Annotated in this window: 12 protein-coding genes and 2 pseudogenes; 7 read left to right on the top strand and 7 right to left on the bottom strand. The window is 63.4% G+C overall.

The genetic code is table 11. The features are described 5' to 3' along the window. Nucleotide 1: 1 nt before the first annotated feature. From FJW08_RS28045 to FJW08_RS28035, 3 genes are all read right to left on the bottom strand, one after another. On the bottom strand, nucleotides 2-316 hold the full coding sequence (locus FJW08_RS28045; RefSeq protein WP_027144060.1) for an antibiotic biosynthesis monooxygenase: 315 nt from the start codon (nucleotides 314-316) through the stop codon (nucleotides 2-4). Between the two features lie 57 nt (nucleotides 317-373). Next, the gene (locus FJW08_RS28040; protein WP_348642699.1) at nucleotides 374-1,483 is read right to left on the bottom strand and encodes a TonB family protein; all 1,110 of its coding nucleotides are present in this window, start codon (nucleotides 1,481-1,483) and stop codon (nucleotides 374-376) included. Nucleotides 1,484-1,610: 127 nt separating this feature from the next. Then, nucleotides 1,611-3,704, bottom strand: a complete 2,094-nt coding sequence (locus tag FJW08_RS28035) for a TonB-dependent hemoglobin/transferrin/lactoferrin family receptor (RefSeq protein WP_181183076.1) — start codon at nucleotides 3,702-3,704, stop codon at nucleotides 1,611-1,613. Between FJW08_RS28035 and FJW08_RS28030 the strand changes: the two are divergent. Together FJW08_RS28030 and FJW08_RS28025 are read left to right on the top strand one after the other, a co-directional pair. Then, nucleotides 3,682-4,257: pseudogene (locus FJW08_RS28030) on the top strand (iron ABC transporter permease); the annotation flags it as partial. The gene FJW08_RS28035 and the pseudogene FJW08_RS28030 sit on opposite strands and share 23 nt — an antisense overlap. 26 nt (nucleotides 4,258-4,283) lie before the next feature. Then, nucleotides 4,284-5,074: pseudogene (locus FJW08_RS28025) on the top strand (heme ABC transporter ATP-binding protein). A 150-nt stretch (nucleotides 5,075-5,224) separates the two neighbouring features. On the opposite strand, the gene rirA reads toward FJW08_RS28025, so the two are convergent. Next, nucleotides 5,225-5,689 carry an iron-responsive transcriptional regulator RirA gene (gene rirA / locus FJW08_RS28020; RefSeq protein ID WP_140813152.1) on the bottom strand — a complete coding sequence of 155 codons (465 nt, stop codon included), beginning with the start codon at nucleotides 5,687-5,689 and terminating at the stop codon, nucleotides 5,225-5,227. A gap of 273 nt (nucleotides 5,690-5,962) precedes the next feature. Between rirA and FJW08_RS28015 the strand changes: the two genes are divergently transcribed. The 3 genes from FJW08_RS28015 to FJW08_RS28005 all read left to right on the top strand — a co-directional run bounded on the left by FJW08_RS28015 (nucleotide 5,963) and on the right by FJW08_RS28005 (nucleotide 8,546). Then, nucleotides 5,963-7,258 carry a DUF445 domain-containing protein gene (locus tag FJW08_RS28015; protein ID WP_140813151.1) on the top strand — a complete coding sequence of 432 codons (1,296 nt, stop codon included), beginning with the start codon at nucleotides 5,963-5,965 and terminating at the stop codon, nucleotides 7,256-7,258. Between the two features lie 104 nt (nucleotides 7,259-7,362). Further along, the gene (locus tag FJW08_RS28010; RefSeq protein ID WP_140813150.1) at nucleotides 7,363-7,791 is read left to right on the top strand and encodes a phasin family protein; all 429 of its coding nucleotides are present in this window, start codon (nucleotides 7,363-7,365) and stop codon (nucleotides 7,789-7,791) included. A gap of 257 nt (nucleotides 7,792-8,048) precedes the next feature. Beyond that, on the top strand, nucleotides 8,049-8,546 hold the full coding sequence (locus FJW08_RS28005; RefSeq protein WP_140813149.1) for a MaoC family dehydratase: 498 nt from the start codon (nucleotides 8,049-8,051) through the stop codon (nucleotides 8,544-8,546). A 45-nt stretch (nucleotides 8,547-8,591) separates the two neighbouring features. Here FJW08_RS28005 and FJW08_RS28000 read toward each other — a convergent pair whose 3' ends face one another. Next, nucleotides 8,592-10,055, bottom strand: a complete 1,464-nt coding sequence (locus FJW08_RS28000; protein WP_281408466.1) for an MFS transporter — start codon at nucleotides 10,053-10,055, stop codon at nucleotides 8,592-8,594. A gap of 123 nt (nucleotides 10,056-10,178) precedes the next feature. Between FJW08_RS28000 and FJW08_RS27995 the strand changes: the two genes are divergently transcribed. Beyond that, the gene (locus FJW08_RS27995) at nucleotides 10,179-11,069 is read left to right on the top strand and encodes a LysR family transcriptional regulator (protein ID WP_140813147.1); all 891 of its coding nucleotides are present in this window, start codon (nucleotides 10,179-10,181) and stop codon (nucleotides 11,067-11,069) included. A gap of 15 nt (nucleotides 11,070-11,084) precedes the next feature. On the opposite strand, the gene FJW08_RS27990 is transcribed toward FJW08_RS27995, so the two are convergent. Next, on the bottom strand, nucleotides 11,085-12,488 hold the full coding sequence (locus FJW08_RS27990; protein ID WP_140813146.1) for a PLP-dependent aminotransferase family protein: 1,404 nt from the start codon (nucleotides 12,486-12,488) through the stop codon (nucleotides 11,085-11,087). A gap of 106 nt (nucleotides 12,489-12,594) precedes the next feature. Between FJW08_RS27990 and FJW08_RS27985 the strand changes: the two genes are divergently transcribed. Beyond that, a complete protein-coding gene (locus FJW08_RS27985) occupies nucleotides 12,595-13,485 on the top strand; it encodes a DMT family transporter (protein ID WP_140813145.1) in 891 nt (296 codons plus the stop codon). Between the two features lie 19 nt (nucleotides 13,486-13,504). Here the strand turns inward: FJW08_RS27985 and FJW08_RS27980 are convergent, their stop codons facing one another. Continuing rightward, nucleotides 13,505-13,903 carry a GFA family protein gene (locus FJW08_RS27980; protein ID WP_140813144.1) on the bottom strand — a complete coding sequence of 133 codons (399 nt, stop codon included), beginning with the start codon at nucleotides 13,901-13,903 and terminating at the stop codon, nucleotides 13,505-13,507. Between the last annotated feature and the right edge of the window lie 259 nt (nucleotides 13,904-14,162).

Raw genomic sequence — 14,162 nt, 5'->3', positions numbered from 1 at the left:
CTTACGCGCCCTCGACGACGGAAAAGCCCTCGAACTGAGGGTGGCCGAGATAATGGACCTTCGTCGTCCCGACATTGCGGTGGGCGGCGCGGAAGTTCTCCGACTTGGTCCAGGCGACGAAGTCGTCGTGGCTCGCCCAGACCGTGTGCGAAGCAAACAGCGTGTAGCCTTCGGCCTCGTTGACCGGGCCGCGCAGCAGATGGAATTCCCGAAAGCCTTTCATCTCGGCAAGGCTGGAATCCCGGTTCTTCCAAACGGCTTCGAAGTCGGCCTCGGAGCCGGTCTGCACCTTGAAACGGTTCATGGCGATGTACATGGGGTTCCTTTCATGCGGATGTTGATGGTTGGCGCCGCAACGTTGTTCTTGGCCTGTTCAAAACGGGCCGATCCCGACCTCGAACTCCAAACTCGGAGTCCCGGCCTGTGGCGGAATTGGAGGGAAGGGAGCGGCCTTGCGCACGATGCCAAGCGCGGCCTCATCGAAAGTCGCCGATCCTGAGCTTTCCAGAATGCGCAACTGATCCATGTTGCCCTTCCGGCCTATAACGAATGCGACAACCGCATTGTTACGCGCAGCCAGTTGCAGCGATGGCGGGAGAGTACGATTGACGCTGCCAAGCTTTCGAAAGACGTCGCCGCGGTAGCTGTCTTCCGCGGCGCTGCCGGCCTCTTTCTGCCTTTTGCCCTTGCTGGCCGCTTGCGCCGGCCGATCCTGGCCATCGGCCGTGCCGCTCCTTTCGGCTGTCGCAGGGACGGTTGCCGGAGTTGGCCTTGCATAGGGGATCGGCGGCTGGTCCGGGACGGCGACAGGCATTTCGACCGGTTCGGCCCGGGCGTTCGGCTGCACCGGCGTTTCGCTGCTGGCGGCCACGCTCTGCTTGTCCGGGCGCGCGGTTGCCGCCACCAATATGTCGGGCGTGACCACTGGCTGTTTGGCGGGTTCCCGCGAGGGCTCTGACGCTTGCTTTACGGCGTCACGGACGGGCTCTCGATCCTGTGTCGCGGCTTCCCGCACGGGCCGCGAAGATTCTGTCGGCGGCGTCGGCCTAGCCGCCTCTGCCTGATGTGGTTTGACCGGCGGCTGGTTCGGCACCAGCCTGACATCTATTGCCGTAGGGTCCTTGTCCAGGGCACTCCCGGCCACCTTGTTGCCTGTGTGATCGCCGCCTTCCGACTGCTCCGACTCCCTGGAATCGAACGTGCGGGCCGGCGAGATCAGAAAAGCAGCCGCTAGGCCTGCATGGAGCAGGCAGGAGATGACGATCGCAGCCGGCCATTTGCCGTTGCCGGCAGGCGGTCGCGTCTGGGCAAGCGGCTCAGCCGGCACGATGGCCAACTCGCCGCCGGCATCGGGGAGGAGACTGGTTTTCTGCATGTCGCGCGGCGGAAAATGCAGCGGCCCAGGCAACATTGTCAAATCAAGATAGACTGGCTCGAACGGCAGAAGGCCGGCCAGAGGCCGGGCCACGATATGTCGTGCCAAGGCGGGATTCCAGTCCCACCTTAGGTCAGGACCGGCGCGGACTGTTCAGCCCACGCCGGAACCGTCGCAAGCGACATCGCCAGCGTCGAGGTCAGCAGACGAAGGGATGTCGTCAAGTCCGTCATGCTCAGCCTCCAAATCGCATGGTTGCCGCCAGCTTCAGCGTGATGCCGGGTTCGTAGACAGCGACGGTCGTGCTGCCATTCAGCGGGTTGGCGTATTTGACGTCGAACAGATTGTCGGCACGGAAATCGACTTTCAGATCGTCGGTCGCCTGATAGCTGGCGAAGGCGTTGACCAGCGTATAGTCGGTGGCCACCGCATTGCCCTTCGGCTTGCCGTTGTACTGCACCTCGCCACCGACGGTCAGCTTGTCCTCGAGGAAGCGCAAGCCGAGTTGAGCGGTGACCTGGGAGGAGGGAATGGTGGCGAGGTCGGCTTCCACACCCTTATAGGAAACGGTGTGGCCGTCCGTGATCGAAGCCGAGAGGCCGGCATAGCCCCATCCCGCCTCGTAAACGCCTTCCAGCTCGAAGCCGTTGATCTGGGCCTTGGCGAAATTCTGATACTGGAAGCAGATCGGGATGCCGGGACCGAAGGGGCAGCCGCTGCCTGGGGCGAACGGTGACAGCGTCACACCTTCGATATAATCGTCGACATCGTTGTTGAAGTAGGCGGCCTTGAGACGAAGCGCGTCGCCAGCCTCGATGATGTCGTTCTGCTTGTAATTGACGCCGAACTCCGTCGTCTTGCCGGTTTCAGGTCGCAGATTTGGATTGGGTAGGAACGGGAAGCTGACGCCAGCCGGATGGTTGCCGCTGATTAGCGTCTCCGTGATCGACGGCGAGCGGTAGCCTTCCGCATAGGTGCCATAGAATTGCAGGCCGGCAAGCCCGGCGCTCCCGAACGGCGAGACACCGACCGTGACGCGCGGCGATAGCCTGTCGCCGGAAATATCGTGCGTGTCATCCTTCAGGCTGTAGCTGTCGTAACGCAAGCCGGCGATGACCTCGAGCCAATCCCAGGTGAGTTTGTCCTGGACGTAGGCGCCCGACACATTCCGCTTGCCCGAAGGGGTGTAGAAACTGTCGCCGCCTGCGGCGGCGCTCGTCTTGACGTTGTCGCCGACCCAGTCGCCGCCATAGGTCAGTTCATGCGCGATGGCGCTCGTTTCGAACCTTGACGTGTTCCAGATATCGATTCCGGTCGTGCCGACATCGAATGTCGACTGTGATCCTGCCGGCAGCACCACGGGAAGCCCGGTCACCGGATCGAAGCGGTTCTGCGGCACGAGACTGGTCAGGTCGAGATTGGTCTTGTTGTAGGAGGTGTTGATGTGGAGATCGAGCCAGCTCTTGTCTTCGTCCGTGATGTTGTAGCGGGCCGTGAAGGTGTTCGACTTCAGGTCGACATCATTCACAGGCACGCCGCCGCTGGTCTCGTCCCAGCCGTCGCTCGATCCGACCCAGCCGAGCTTGAGCTCACTGTTCTCGGTTGGCCGGATGGTGGTCTTGAGCAGGCCGCTCAGCACGTCGAAACCAGTGCCGTTGACGGTGTCGCCGTCGCCGTCCTTGTAGTTGTCGTAGTCGCGGTAGACGATGTTGCCCAACACGTCCCAGTTCTCATTGATGCGATAAGCGCCGGATGCGCTTGATGTCCAGCCCTTGCCATTGCTCTCGTAGCGTCCGGTGACGGAGCCGGCCCACGTCTCGTCAGGCTTGAGGAAATCCACCGCATCCTTGGTGTCGAAGAAGACGACGCCGCCGATGGCACCCGAGCCATAGGTGTTGGCGACCGGACCACGGATCACGTCGACGGATTTGACCAGTTCGGGATCGATGTAGAAGGTCGACTGGGTGCCGTGGTCGGAACGCTGGAAATTCTGGCGCGCGCCGTCGACGATGACGGCGACGCGGCCGAAATCCTGCAGGCCGCGTATGTTGATGCTGGTGCTGACGCGCCTGGCGTCTGCCTGCCCGACGACACCGGGCACACCGAAAAGCATCTCGTTCGGCGTCGTCGCCATGCGGCGGTCGAGCTGCTCCCGGTCGACATGGCTGGCCGAAGCCAGCGATTCGATTGTCGTTTCGCCGGTGCGGCTGAGCACCAGGATCTTGTCGAGCAGCGTCGCGCCTGCGGGAGCTGCTTCTTCCTGGTCAGTCTTCTTCGATTGATCGGTCTGCTCGCCCGCCGGCAGCGGGCAAACCTCGGTCGCCACCATGCTGCTCGCGGGTATAGCCCTGGCGGCACTTGCCATGGCACTGACCGGGATCCTGATATTCATGGCCGACGATCGCCAGTTGCGCGACCTCACCTTCTGGTCACTGGGATCGCTCGGTGGTGCGACATGGGCCAAGATCGCCTCCGTCGGGCCGATCATCGTTCTGGCACTTGCGGCGATGCCATTCCTGGCCCGCGGCCTGAACGCGCTGGCGCTCGGCGAGGCCACCGCCGGCCATCTCGGCATTCCGGTGCAGCGGCTGAAATACACGGCCATCATCGGTGTCTCGGCGGCGGTCGGCGCGTCCGTCGCCGTCAGCGGCGGCATCGGTTTCGTCGGCATCGTGGTGCCGCATCTGCTGCGCCTGCTGATCGGTCCCGACAATCGCTATCTGCTGCCGGCCTCGGCGCTGCTCGGCGCTTCGCTGCTACTGCTCGCCGATGCCGTCGCGCGCACCATCGTGGCGCCGGCGATCGGCATCGTCACCGCGATAGCAGGCGCGCCGTTCTTCCTGTGGATCCTGCTGCGCAAACGCGGCCTGATCGACCTGTGAGATTTGGGACCCTGTAGGAGTGTTTCATGATCGAAGCGCGCGATGTTTCTGTGGCGATCGGCAAGAAGCGCATTGTCGCCAACGTCGATTTCAAAGTCAGGCCGGGTGAAATCTCGGCCATCGTCGGCCCCACGGATCGGCCAAGACGACCTTTCTCAAGGCGATGTCGGGGGATCTCGCCCATACCGGACGGATCGTCATCAACGGTTGCGATCTGTCGGCGATGACGCCGGTCGAGGCCGCGACCGTGCGAGCGGTGCTGCCTCAGGCAACGACCTTGTCCTTTCCCTTCACCGTGCGCGAGATCGTCAGGCTTGGCCTCGTCGGCGGCCGCTCGGGCGTGCTGCCCGGCGAGGACGAACGCCTGCCGGAGCGCGCGCTGGCGCGGGTCGATCTCGACGGCTTTGCCGGGCGTTTCTACCAGGAGCTTTCGGGTGGTGAGCAGCAGCGCGTCCAGCTTGCGCGCGTGCTGTGCCAGGTCTGGGCGCCGGTGCTCGATGGCAGGACGCGCTATCTTTTCCTCGATGAGCCGATTTCCAGCCTCGACATCAAGCACCAGCTTATCATCATGAACATCGCCAGCGATTTCGCCAGGAGGGGCGGGGGCGTGGTCGCGATCCTACACGACCTCAATCTGACGGCCATGTACGCCGACCGCATCTTCGTGATGCATCGCGGCCGGCTGGCCGCGACCGGCCCGCCGCGGGGCGTGCTGAGCGACGACCTGATCGAGAAGGTGTTCGACTGCCGTCTCAAGGTCGGCGTGCTGCCGGTTGGCGACGTGCCGTTCGTGCTCCCGCAATCCTTGGTCAGATGATGTTCAGGTGATGCCGGCCTGCAAATGGAGGTTTTTTGCGCTTCCAGTACTCGCGTACCCAAACGTACGCTCCGTTCCGGTTCTCAGAAGCCACTTTTTTCGACTCGACCCGACCTGATTCCGAGCCGACCTCGCACGACGCGACAGGGATCAAGCCGCCGGCGCGCGGCGCTCCATCAACATGTCGATGCCGAGCAGGTTGCGCACATTCGGCCGCGCCGCCACGAGGTCGGCGATCGTGTGGCGGGCAAGCACGGCGAAGAAGGCGTTGAGCGCTTCGCGCAAAGCCGAGTTCAATGCGCAGCTGTCGACCAGCGGGCATTCGGCGGCATCGTTCTCGAAGCACTCCGCCATGGCAAAGCTTTCCTCGGTCACGCGCACTACGTCGAAGAGGCTTATCGATTCGGCGGCACGGCCGAGCCGCACCCCGCCGTTCCGGCCGCGCACGGTCTCGACCAAGCCGTTCTCGACCAAAGGCTGCAGGATTTTGAACAGAAACAGTTCGGACACCGAATAGGCGGCCGCGATCTCCGGGATGCGGCTCAACCGTTCATTGTTGGCGGCGCAATACATCAGGATGCGCATGGCATAGTTGGTTTGGCGGGTAAGCCGCATTTCATCCTCACGAAGCGCTGGCGCGGGTGCAACCATGCCAGAGTCTAGAACTTTGCTGGCGCGGCTTCATCCGGATCCTCGGAGTCGCCACTGGCCTCGTCCGAATATGGCCTATACCTTGGAATAATTCCAGACTGGCTGGGCATCATAGATGAACAAATTCGTCAACTTTATGTGCATCGCCGGGCAAACGCCGGGACAAACCGGCCGCCACGGGCATTCCGGCGGCCGCAGCACTAGATAGGCTTGAGATCGACGAGGAGCGGCCCATCCATGGCTCAATCGGACCAGTCCCTGGCGCCAGTGCGGTTCGATGCCGACGCGGGCGCCAAGCTTTCCGCGCTACGGCGGACAAAGTTCGTCGCCACCGCAGCACTGGCACTCTGCGTGCTCGTCTTTGCCTTGGCCAAGTCCTTCCAGAGCAGCTATCCGTGGCTGGGCTTCGTCGCCGCCTTCGCCGAGGCGGCAACTATCGGCGGCCTTGCCGACTGGTACGCGGTGGTGGCGCTGTTCAAACGGCCGCTCGGGCTGCCCATCCCCCATACCGCCATCATCCCGGAAAACCAGGACCGCATCGCCGACAATCTCGGCCGTTTCATCGAGATCAATTTCCTGGCGCCGGAGCCGGTGCGTGAAAAACTCGCCGAGGTCGATTTTTCGGCGCTCGTCGCCGACTGGCTGGCCGATGCCGAGCGCGCCGCCGACCTGTCGCGCTTCGTCGTGAGACTGGTGCCGCAGGCGATTGCCGCCGTCGAGCACTCCGGTCTGCGCGGTTTCGTCACCAGCCGCATGCTCGAGCAGATCGAAAAGGTGCCGCTGGCGCCGCTAGCCGCCGAACTCTTGTCGGCGCTCACCGACGACCGCCGCCACCAGAGGCTGTTCGACGAGTTCATCAAGGTCATCGGCCGGTTCCTCAACGACGAACAGGCGCTGGCGACGATGCGCGACAAGATCCGCGAGGAACTGCCGTCGCTGTTCAACCTGTTCCGCGCCGATGCCTATCTCCTGAAGAAGATCGTCGCCTCGGCGGGCTCGTTGCTGGATGAGGTGCGTGCCGATCCCGACCACCCGATGCGCGCCGAATTCGACCGTTTCGCGCAAGGTTTCGTCGAACGGCTGCGGACGTCCAAGCAATATGCCAGGCGAGCAGAGAAAATGAAGCGCGATTTCCTCGCCAGACCCGAAGTCCGGGCGCTGGCCGGCGACATGTGGGAGAGCCTCAGCCTGTTCATCGAGCAGGACGCCAACGCGCCGAATTCGCTGATACGAGAACATCTCGCCAACATGTTCGTCGAGGTCGGCCGCCATCTTGCCGGCGATGCGCAGATCCGGGCCGACATGAATGGAGGATTCGTGGTGGCGCTGGCCTCTTTCGTCGAGACCCAGAAGAGCGGCGTATCGAAATTCATCGCCGACCAGGTCAAGCGCTGGGATCTGGCGCAACTGACACGTCTGATCGAGATGAACATCGGCAGGGACCTGCAATATATCCGCTTCAACGGCATGATCATCGGCGGGCTGGCGGGTATCGTGCTCTACACGATCGAGTTGCTGCTCCCGGTCAATTGATCCGTATCGACCGCCAGGCGTGCGTTCGAAATGGACACACGGCGTTCGGGTGCTATTCTCCCGTCGAGGGCGTCCGCAACCGCGGCAAAGGGGAGAAGACAGTCATGGCCAGACAAGCAGAATCCGATTCCTTCATGGAGATGTTCGGCAGGTTCGGCCGCGACCTGAAGGTGCCCAACGTCGATGTCGAGGCGATCCTTGCCCATCATCGCAAGAATCTCGAAGCGCTGGAGAAGGCGGCACGGACCAGTGCGGCCGGGGCATCCTCGGTGTTGTCGAAGCAGCGCGAAATGCTGCAGGACACGCTGCGCGAGGTCGCCGACATGGCGCAGAGCTACCGCGCACCGGGCAATCCGCAGGAGCTAATGGCCAAGCAGACGGAGTTTGCCAGAAAATCCTTCGAGGCCGCGCTCAAGAACACGGGTGAAGTGGCTGAACTGGCCAGAAAATCAGGCACCGAATCGATCGACATCCTGCGGGCGCGCATCAAGGAGGCGATGGAGGATGTCCGCGCCGGTTACGGGCAGAAGTAGATTCTCATCGATTGTCGTTCCGCCCGCGGCCGGGCACGGCGGTTCGCGATTCCGCAACCTTGCACATAGTTGCATTAGCGCCACGGCATGAACTCCTGGTAACCTGGAAGCTCGGAAAATCCGAATTCGGCCTGCCATCGCATGGCAAGGCATGGCACGAATGAGCTCGAATCCGCCGGAACGGATTTGCGCAGTACGAATTGACAGAGGCCGCCGGTTCGTGGTCCGGAAGCTTGGAAGCGATCGGGAAAGCAGGAATGACGGAAGTACGGCCTAAAACGCCGCCTACCTACGAGCAGTTGAGAACGATGTCCGGACAGGAGCTCGGCGTCTCGGAATGGACCACGGTCGACCAGAACCGTATCAACCAGTTCGCCGAATGCACGGGCGACCATCAATGGATTCATGTCGATCCTGAACGGGCGCGGCGGCAAAGTCCGTTCCGCACCACGATCGCGCATGGCTATCTGACGTTGTCGATCATCGGCGCGCTGGCCCTCGACATGGGGATCGTGCCCGAGAATACACAGGCCGCCTTCAATTACGGTTTCGACAAGGTGCGTTTCCTGGCTCCCGTCAGGGTCGGCGCACGCATTCGCCTGCGCACGACCTTGCTTTCCATGGAAGACCTGGGCCCAGGCCAGTATCTGATGAAGGCAGCGAACACGGTCGAGATCGAAGGCGAGGAAAAGCCGGCGCTGATGGCTGAAACGCTGGTCATGCTTTACGAACGCCGTAAGCGGGCGGGGGCCTGAACGGCGGTCCTTTGGGCGGCCCGCCGTCGGTAACAGCCAAACGGGTCACGCCAGCCCGGACCGCGTACGGCCGGCAAAGCGCAGTGACAGCAGCGCGAGCAGCAGCGCAACCAGCGCCAGGGCCGTTGCCGTCTCAAAGGTGACCTGCATGCCCCGGGCGGCCGAAGCGGAACTCAGAACGTCCTGACCTGTTCCTTGTCGCGTACCGGCCGATGCAACCGCGAATATGACGCCCATCAGCGATGCGCCGGTGATAAGACCGAGATTGCGCGACAGGTTGAGCAGACCGGAAACGACGCCACGCTCGTTTGCGCTTACACCGCCCATGACTGCTGCGTTGTTGGAGGTCTGGAACAGGGCGTAGCCGAAGCAGGTGACGGTGATTGGAACGACATAGCTGGCAATGCCGAGCTTGGTCAGGGCAAGCGACAGGAGGACCGTCCCCGTGGCGAGGCAGGCCAGGCCGGCGACCATCATCCTGCGGGCACCGAAGCGATCGGTCAGGCGGCCGGCCAGCAGCGCCGACAGGGTCGAGACAAGTGGCCCGGTCGAAAGCGCCATTCCGACCATCGCGGCATCCAATCCGAGCCCGCGCGACAGGTAGAACGGCGCCACCACCAGGGTTGCCATCATCACCGTGGCGACGATCAAGCTCATGGCCAGGCCGGCGCTCAGTTGCGGGTCGCGGAAGCTGGTGGGTTGGACAAGGGGCGCCTTCGCCTTCGCCTGCGTGGTGGCGAACATGATGACGCCGGTACCAGCCGCGACCAGCAAGCCCAAATTGAGCAAGCCGAAATTGCCTTTGCCAAGCGTCAATGCCAGGGCATAGGCGCCCAAGGTAAGGGCCAGCAGAGCTGTGCCCGTGACGTCAAACGTGCCTCGACCGGCCTCCATTGTTCCGCCACGCGCCGGCAAGGCACGCCAGGCGAGAGCGAAGGTCACAAGGCCCAGCGGGACATTGACAAGAAAGATCGCCCGCCAGCCGAGGCCGGCGATCAAAAGGCCACCAAGCGAGGGCCCGAGCGTCGTGCCGATCGCCGACATGGCGCCGAGCAGGCCCATGGCGCTGCCGGTTCGCTCCTTGCTCACGGTTTCCGCGACGAAGGCCAGCGTCAGCGCCATCATCAGCGCGGCGCCCAGCCCCTGCATGGTGCGTGCCGCGATCAGCAGCCAGAGCGTCGGTGCCAGGCCGCAGAGCACCGATGCCAGCGTGAACAGTGCGATGCCGCCAAGCAGCAACGGCCGGCGCCCGAACGTGTCGGCCAGCCGCCCGGCACCGACGATCAGCGTCGTGATGGCGAGCAGATAAGCGAGAACCACCCATTGCACGGACTGGAACGATGCATCGAAAGCCTGCATGAGCGAGGGCAGCCCGACGCTGGCGATGCTGGTTCCCAACGACGATTGCAGGGTCGCAAGCGACAGGCTCGCCAGCGCCAGGCCGGCGGACCGGACCAGTCGCGGCGTCGATATCAGTTCCCGATTTTGCTCAGCGACTGCCAAGGCGATCTCCTTTCTGTCTGCTCTCGAAGCGGAGCTGTCGGAGATCTAGTCTTGTGGTTGATGCGGCGGAAGGCGCAGCATTTGCATCTTATCCGTGCGTCAAACGCCATATCATGCTATGATCGATCGATGACATCACCCGATCTCAATCTGCTGTTTGCCCTCGATGTCCTGCTGGCCGAGGGCAGCGTGGCGCGCGCGGCGCGCCGTCTGCGCCTCAGCCCTTCGGCGATGAGCCGGACGCTGGCGCGGCTGCGCGAGGCAACGGGCGATCCTCTGCTGGTGCGTGCCGGGCGCGGCCTGGTGGCGACGCCGCGAGCGGAGGAATTGCGGCGACAGGTCGGCCGTGTCGTCCAGGACGCGGAGGTGCTCCTGCGCCCTACCCAGTTGCTTGATCCCCGGAGCCTGGACCGGATCTTCACATTGCGTACCAACGAAAGCTTCGTCGAGGAGTTCGCGCCCCGCCTCGTCGCCCGTATCGAGGCCGATGCGCCGGGGGTGCGGCTGCGTTTCTCGCCGAAGTCCGACAAGGATGCGATGTCGCTGCGTGAGGCGGCGATTGACCTTGAAATCGGCGTTGCCGGCGAAACCGGACCCGAGTTGCGCATACAGGCGCTGTTTCGCGATCGCTTCATCGGCGCTGTTCGATCAGGCCACCCCCTGAGCGAGGGCAAGGTGACGCCCGAGCGCTATGCGGCCAGCCGGCACATCAGCGTTTCGCGGCGCGGCCGCGAGAAAGGGCCGATCGACGAGGCCTTGGGCACGATTGGCTTGCGGCGGACGGTGGTGTGCATGGTCTCGGGTTTTTCGGCGGCACTTGCCATGGCGCGTGCCTCGGACCTGATCGCCAGCCTACCCGAGCGGCATACGACAGGAGCGCGCGCCGGCATGCACAGTTTTCCCCTGCCGGTCACCATCGCGGAGGTCACTATCTCCATGCTTTGGCATCCGCGGCTCGATGCCGACCCGGCGCAACGCTGGTTGCGTGAGTGCGTGCGCGAGGTCTGTGCGAAGCACTGACGATTTCTTGCCAAATCAGCGAGCCATCGCCGTTTCGAGCGCCTTGAAAATTCGCTCGTCCGCGCACTGGGCGACGTTGAAGCGCAGGAAGCGGCTGGCGGACTGCGACAGGCTGAACGCGTTGCCGGGTGCCAGCACGATGTTGTCGGCCAGCGCGCGGCGGGCGATTTCGGCCGCGTCCACCCCGTCCGGCAGGCCGCACCACAGGAACAGCCCGGCCGGCTGCTCGATCCAGGGCGTGATGCCGATCGCTTTCAGCCGGGCGCTGGTCTCTACCATGGCGCGCGCAAGGCGGGCGCGCAGCAAATCCATGTGCTTGCGGTAGCTGCCGTCCTTCAGCAACGTCAGCACCAGTTCGGCCGCCAGCCGTCCGCCGCCGAATGTCGTGGCGATCTTGAGGTCGGTCAGGCGCTCGATCCAGTCGCGGGGCGCGGCGATGAAACCGCAGCGGACCGATGCCGATAGCGTCTTGGAGAAACTGCCGATCTGGACGACGCGGCTGAGGCCATCGAACGCCGCCAACCTGGGGGCAGGGGTGTGCTCGAAATCGGCGAAGATATCGTCCTCGACGATCGTCAGATCCGACTGGTCGGCCAGCTTGAGCAAACGATGGGCCGTCACCGGAGACAGGATCGCGCCCGTGGGATTGTGGATGGCGGAGTTGGTGATGTAGAGGCGCGGCCGATGTTCGGCGAGCGCCTGGGCGAACAACTCTATGTCCGGCCCCGACGGCGTATAGGGAACGCTGACGACCTTGGCGCGATGGGCGCGCAGCAAAGCGTGGAAATTGAAATAGCAGGGATCGTCGACCAGCACCGTGTCGCCGGGCTCGATCAGGAACCGGCAGAGCAGGTCGATCGCCTGGGTGCCCGATTCCGTCAGCATGATCTGTTCGGGCGAAGCTTCGATGCCGTGCCCGGCCATGCGCCGCGCCAGCAGTTGTCGCAACGGCGGCAGCCCGAGCGGCGTGCCGTAATCGGCAAGCGCGACATCGTCGGCACGCGCGACCGTGCGCAATGCCCGGCGCAGCCCTGCCTGTGGCATCCATGAAGCCGGCAGCCAACCGCAGCCGGGTTTCAGGACCTCCTCGCCTGCCTCCAGCGACTGGCGCGAAACCCAGAGCGGATCGACGGCACGATCTAACCGGGGGCCGATCTCGGCCAAAGACAGCGGCGCCAGAGAGCCGGCGGCATAAAATCCGGAACCCGGCCGTGAGCGAATCGCGCCTTCGGCGGCGAGCCGCTCATAGGCTTCGACGACGGTGGATTTGGACACCCGCATGGACTTCGCGAAGGCACGGATCGACGGCAATCGGGTTCCCGGTGTCAGGCTGCGCGCGGCGATCCGCTGACGGATGGTCGCCATGACGCTCTCCACAAGGGTGCGTGCGCCGTCAGTTTCCAAAGCAAGGTCTGTCATCCGTACTGCTCGATCCGCCATTACAGTTTCATCGAATTGTACCCTATTGTCTCTGGCCGCACCATGGGCGTCCGCACGATAGAGGGCGAAAGCAATGGAGCCTGCGATGGACAAGACGGCGAGCGGCTGGGTGAACGGATTTATCGGCGTGCTGATCTTCAGCGGTTCGTTGCCGGCTACGCGTGTGGCGGTGATGGATCTCGATCCGATATTCCTGACATCGGCCCGCGCGGTCATAGCTGGTCTGCTTGGCGTCGCGCTGCTACTTGCATTCCGCGAGAAACGCCCTTCGCGTCATGACTTGCTGTCGCTTGTCATTGTTGCTCTTGGCGTGGTGGTCGGCTTTCCCTTGCTGACGGCATTGGCGCTGAAGCATGTCACCTCGGCCCACTCCATCATCTTTGTCGGCCTGCTGCCGCTGGCGACCGCGATCTTCGGTGTGCTGCGCGGCGGTGAACGGCCCCGGCCGGCCTTCTGGCTGTTCTCATGCCTCGGCAGCGCGCTGGTGGCGGGTTTCGCGCTTGCGCAAGGCGTTACGGCTTCGCCGGTCGGCGATGGGCTGATGCTTGCGGCCATCATCGCCTGCGGCCTTGGCTACGCCGAGGGTGCAGCATTGTCGCGCAAGCTCGGCGGCTGGCAAGTGATCTGCTGGGCGCTGGTGCTGTCTCTGCCGGTGATGCTTGTGCTGACGTTTGCGACCTTGCCGCCATCCTTCGCCAGTGTCGGCTCCAATGCCTGGATCGGTCTTGGCTATGTCTCGCTGTTCAGCATGCTGATCGGCTTCGTCTTCTGGTATCGCGGCTTGTCCCAAGGCGGCATTGCAGCGGTGGGGCAGCTGCAGCTCCTGCAGCCGTTTTTCGGGCTCGCACTGGCGGCGACGCTGCTGCACGAGCAGGTCAGCCCGATGATGATCGTCGTCACGCTCGGCGTGGTGACATGCGTGTTCGGCGCGAAGAAGTTCGCCAGGCGGGATTTGCCGCGGCGTGCGACTGCATAGTGATGATGCCGACCCGCGACTAGTTCTTCGTATAGTCAGGCCCAACGCGTGTCGGCAGGCCGTCGGCGAGTTTCAACCAAGGGAGCTTCTCCTCAAAAGCGACATGCAGCGTGGGTGCGAATTTTTCTGGCTCCTCCATCGCCGCGGCAAAAAAATGCATGACACCAGACATGTTCGTCGAGCGGAAGGACAGCGGCGTTCCGCAGTTATCGCAAAATGTTCTTTCCACACCGGGAGAGGAATTGAATATTTTCGGTGGCTTGCCCAGCCATCGCCAGTGGCCGTCCAAGACGCCAATGTAGGTGGTCATCGGCGCGGAACATTGCCGCCGACAACTTTCACAATGACAGGCCACGCATGCTTGCGCCGGCCCATCGACTTCGAAAGCAATAGCGCCACATAAGCAATGACCACGCATGGAAACTCTCCTCAAGTCACTGACCCAATAAGTTGTACCGGGCGTGGTGGGAGAGTCGCCATGAGATGCGCCGAGCTGGCGCTCAATTGCGACATTGCCGATGAAAGTACCAGCGGCGCCTTCTGTCTGTCGAGCATGGCCTTGGCTGCCATCCGATTGTCGCTTCGCTTGAGTCCGCAGCCTAGCACTACTTTGGCAGTTTAGGTTTGAGGGCGTGTGCGGGCAGCTTCTGACAGTGAGGACATCTGCGGGGTGGCGA

It is taken from the genome of Mesorhizobium sp. B3-2-1, from assembly GCF_006439515.1.
GTDB lineage: Bacteria > Pseudomonadota > Alphaproteobacteria > Rhizobiales > Rhizobiaceae > Mesorhizobium.
Note: the sequence above shows the minus strand (reverse complement) of the source record. Positions and strands in the feature narration are given on the sequence as shown.

Bases quoted from the DNA above. Each gene is read 5' to 3' on its own strand.
- FJW08_RS28045 (WP_027144060.1), bottom strand. From the start codon at position 316: ATGTACATCGCCATGAACCGTTTCAAGGTGCAGACCGGCTCCGAGGCC.
- FJW08_RS28035 (WP_181183076.1), bottom strand. From the start codon at position 3,704: ATGGTGGCGACCGAGGTTTGCCCGCTGCCGGCGGGCGAGCAGACCGAT.
- rirA (WP_140813152.1), bottom strand. From the start codon at position 5,689: ATGCGGCTTACCCGCCAAACCAACTATGCCATGCGCATCCTGATGTAT.
- FJW08_RS28015 (WP_140813151.1), top strand. From the start codon at position 5,963: ATGGCTCAATCGGACCAGTCCCTGGCGCCAGTGCGGTTCGATGCCGAC.
- FJW08_RS28010 (WP_140813150.1), top strand. From the start codon at position 7,363: ATGGCCAGACAAGCAGAATCCGATTCCTTCATGGAGATGTTCGGCAGG.
- FJW08_RS28005 (WP_140813149.1), top strand. From the start codon at position 8,049: ATGACGGAAGTACGGCCTAAAACGCCGCCTACCTACGAGCAGTTGAGA.
- FJW08_RS27995 (WP_140813147.1), top strand. From the start codon at position 10,179: ATGACATCACCCGATCTCAATCTGCTGTTTGCCCTCGATGTCCTGCTG.
- FJW08_RS27990 (WP_140813146.1), bottom strand. From the start codon at position 12,488: ATGACAGACCTTGCTTTGGAAACTGACGGCGCACGCACCCTTGTGGAG.
- FJW08_RS27985 (WP_140813145.1), top strand. From the start codon at position 12,595: ATGGACAAGACGGCGAGCGGCTGGGTGAACGGATTTATCGGCGTGCTG.
- FJW08_RS27980 (WP_140813144.1), bottom strand. From the start codon at position 13,903: ATGCGTGGTCATTGCTTATGTGGCGCTATTGCTTTCGAAGTCGATGGG.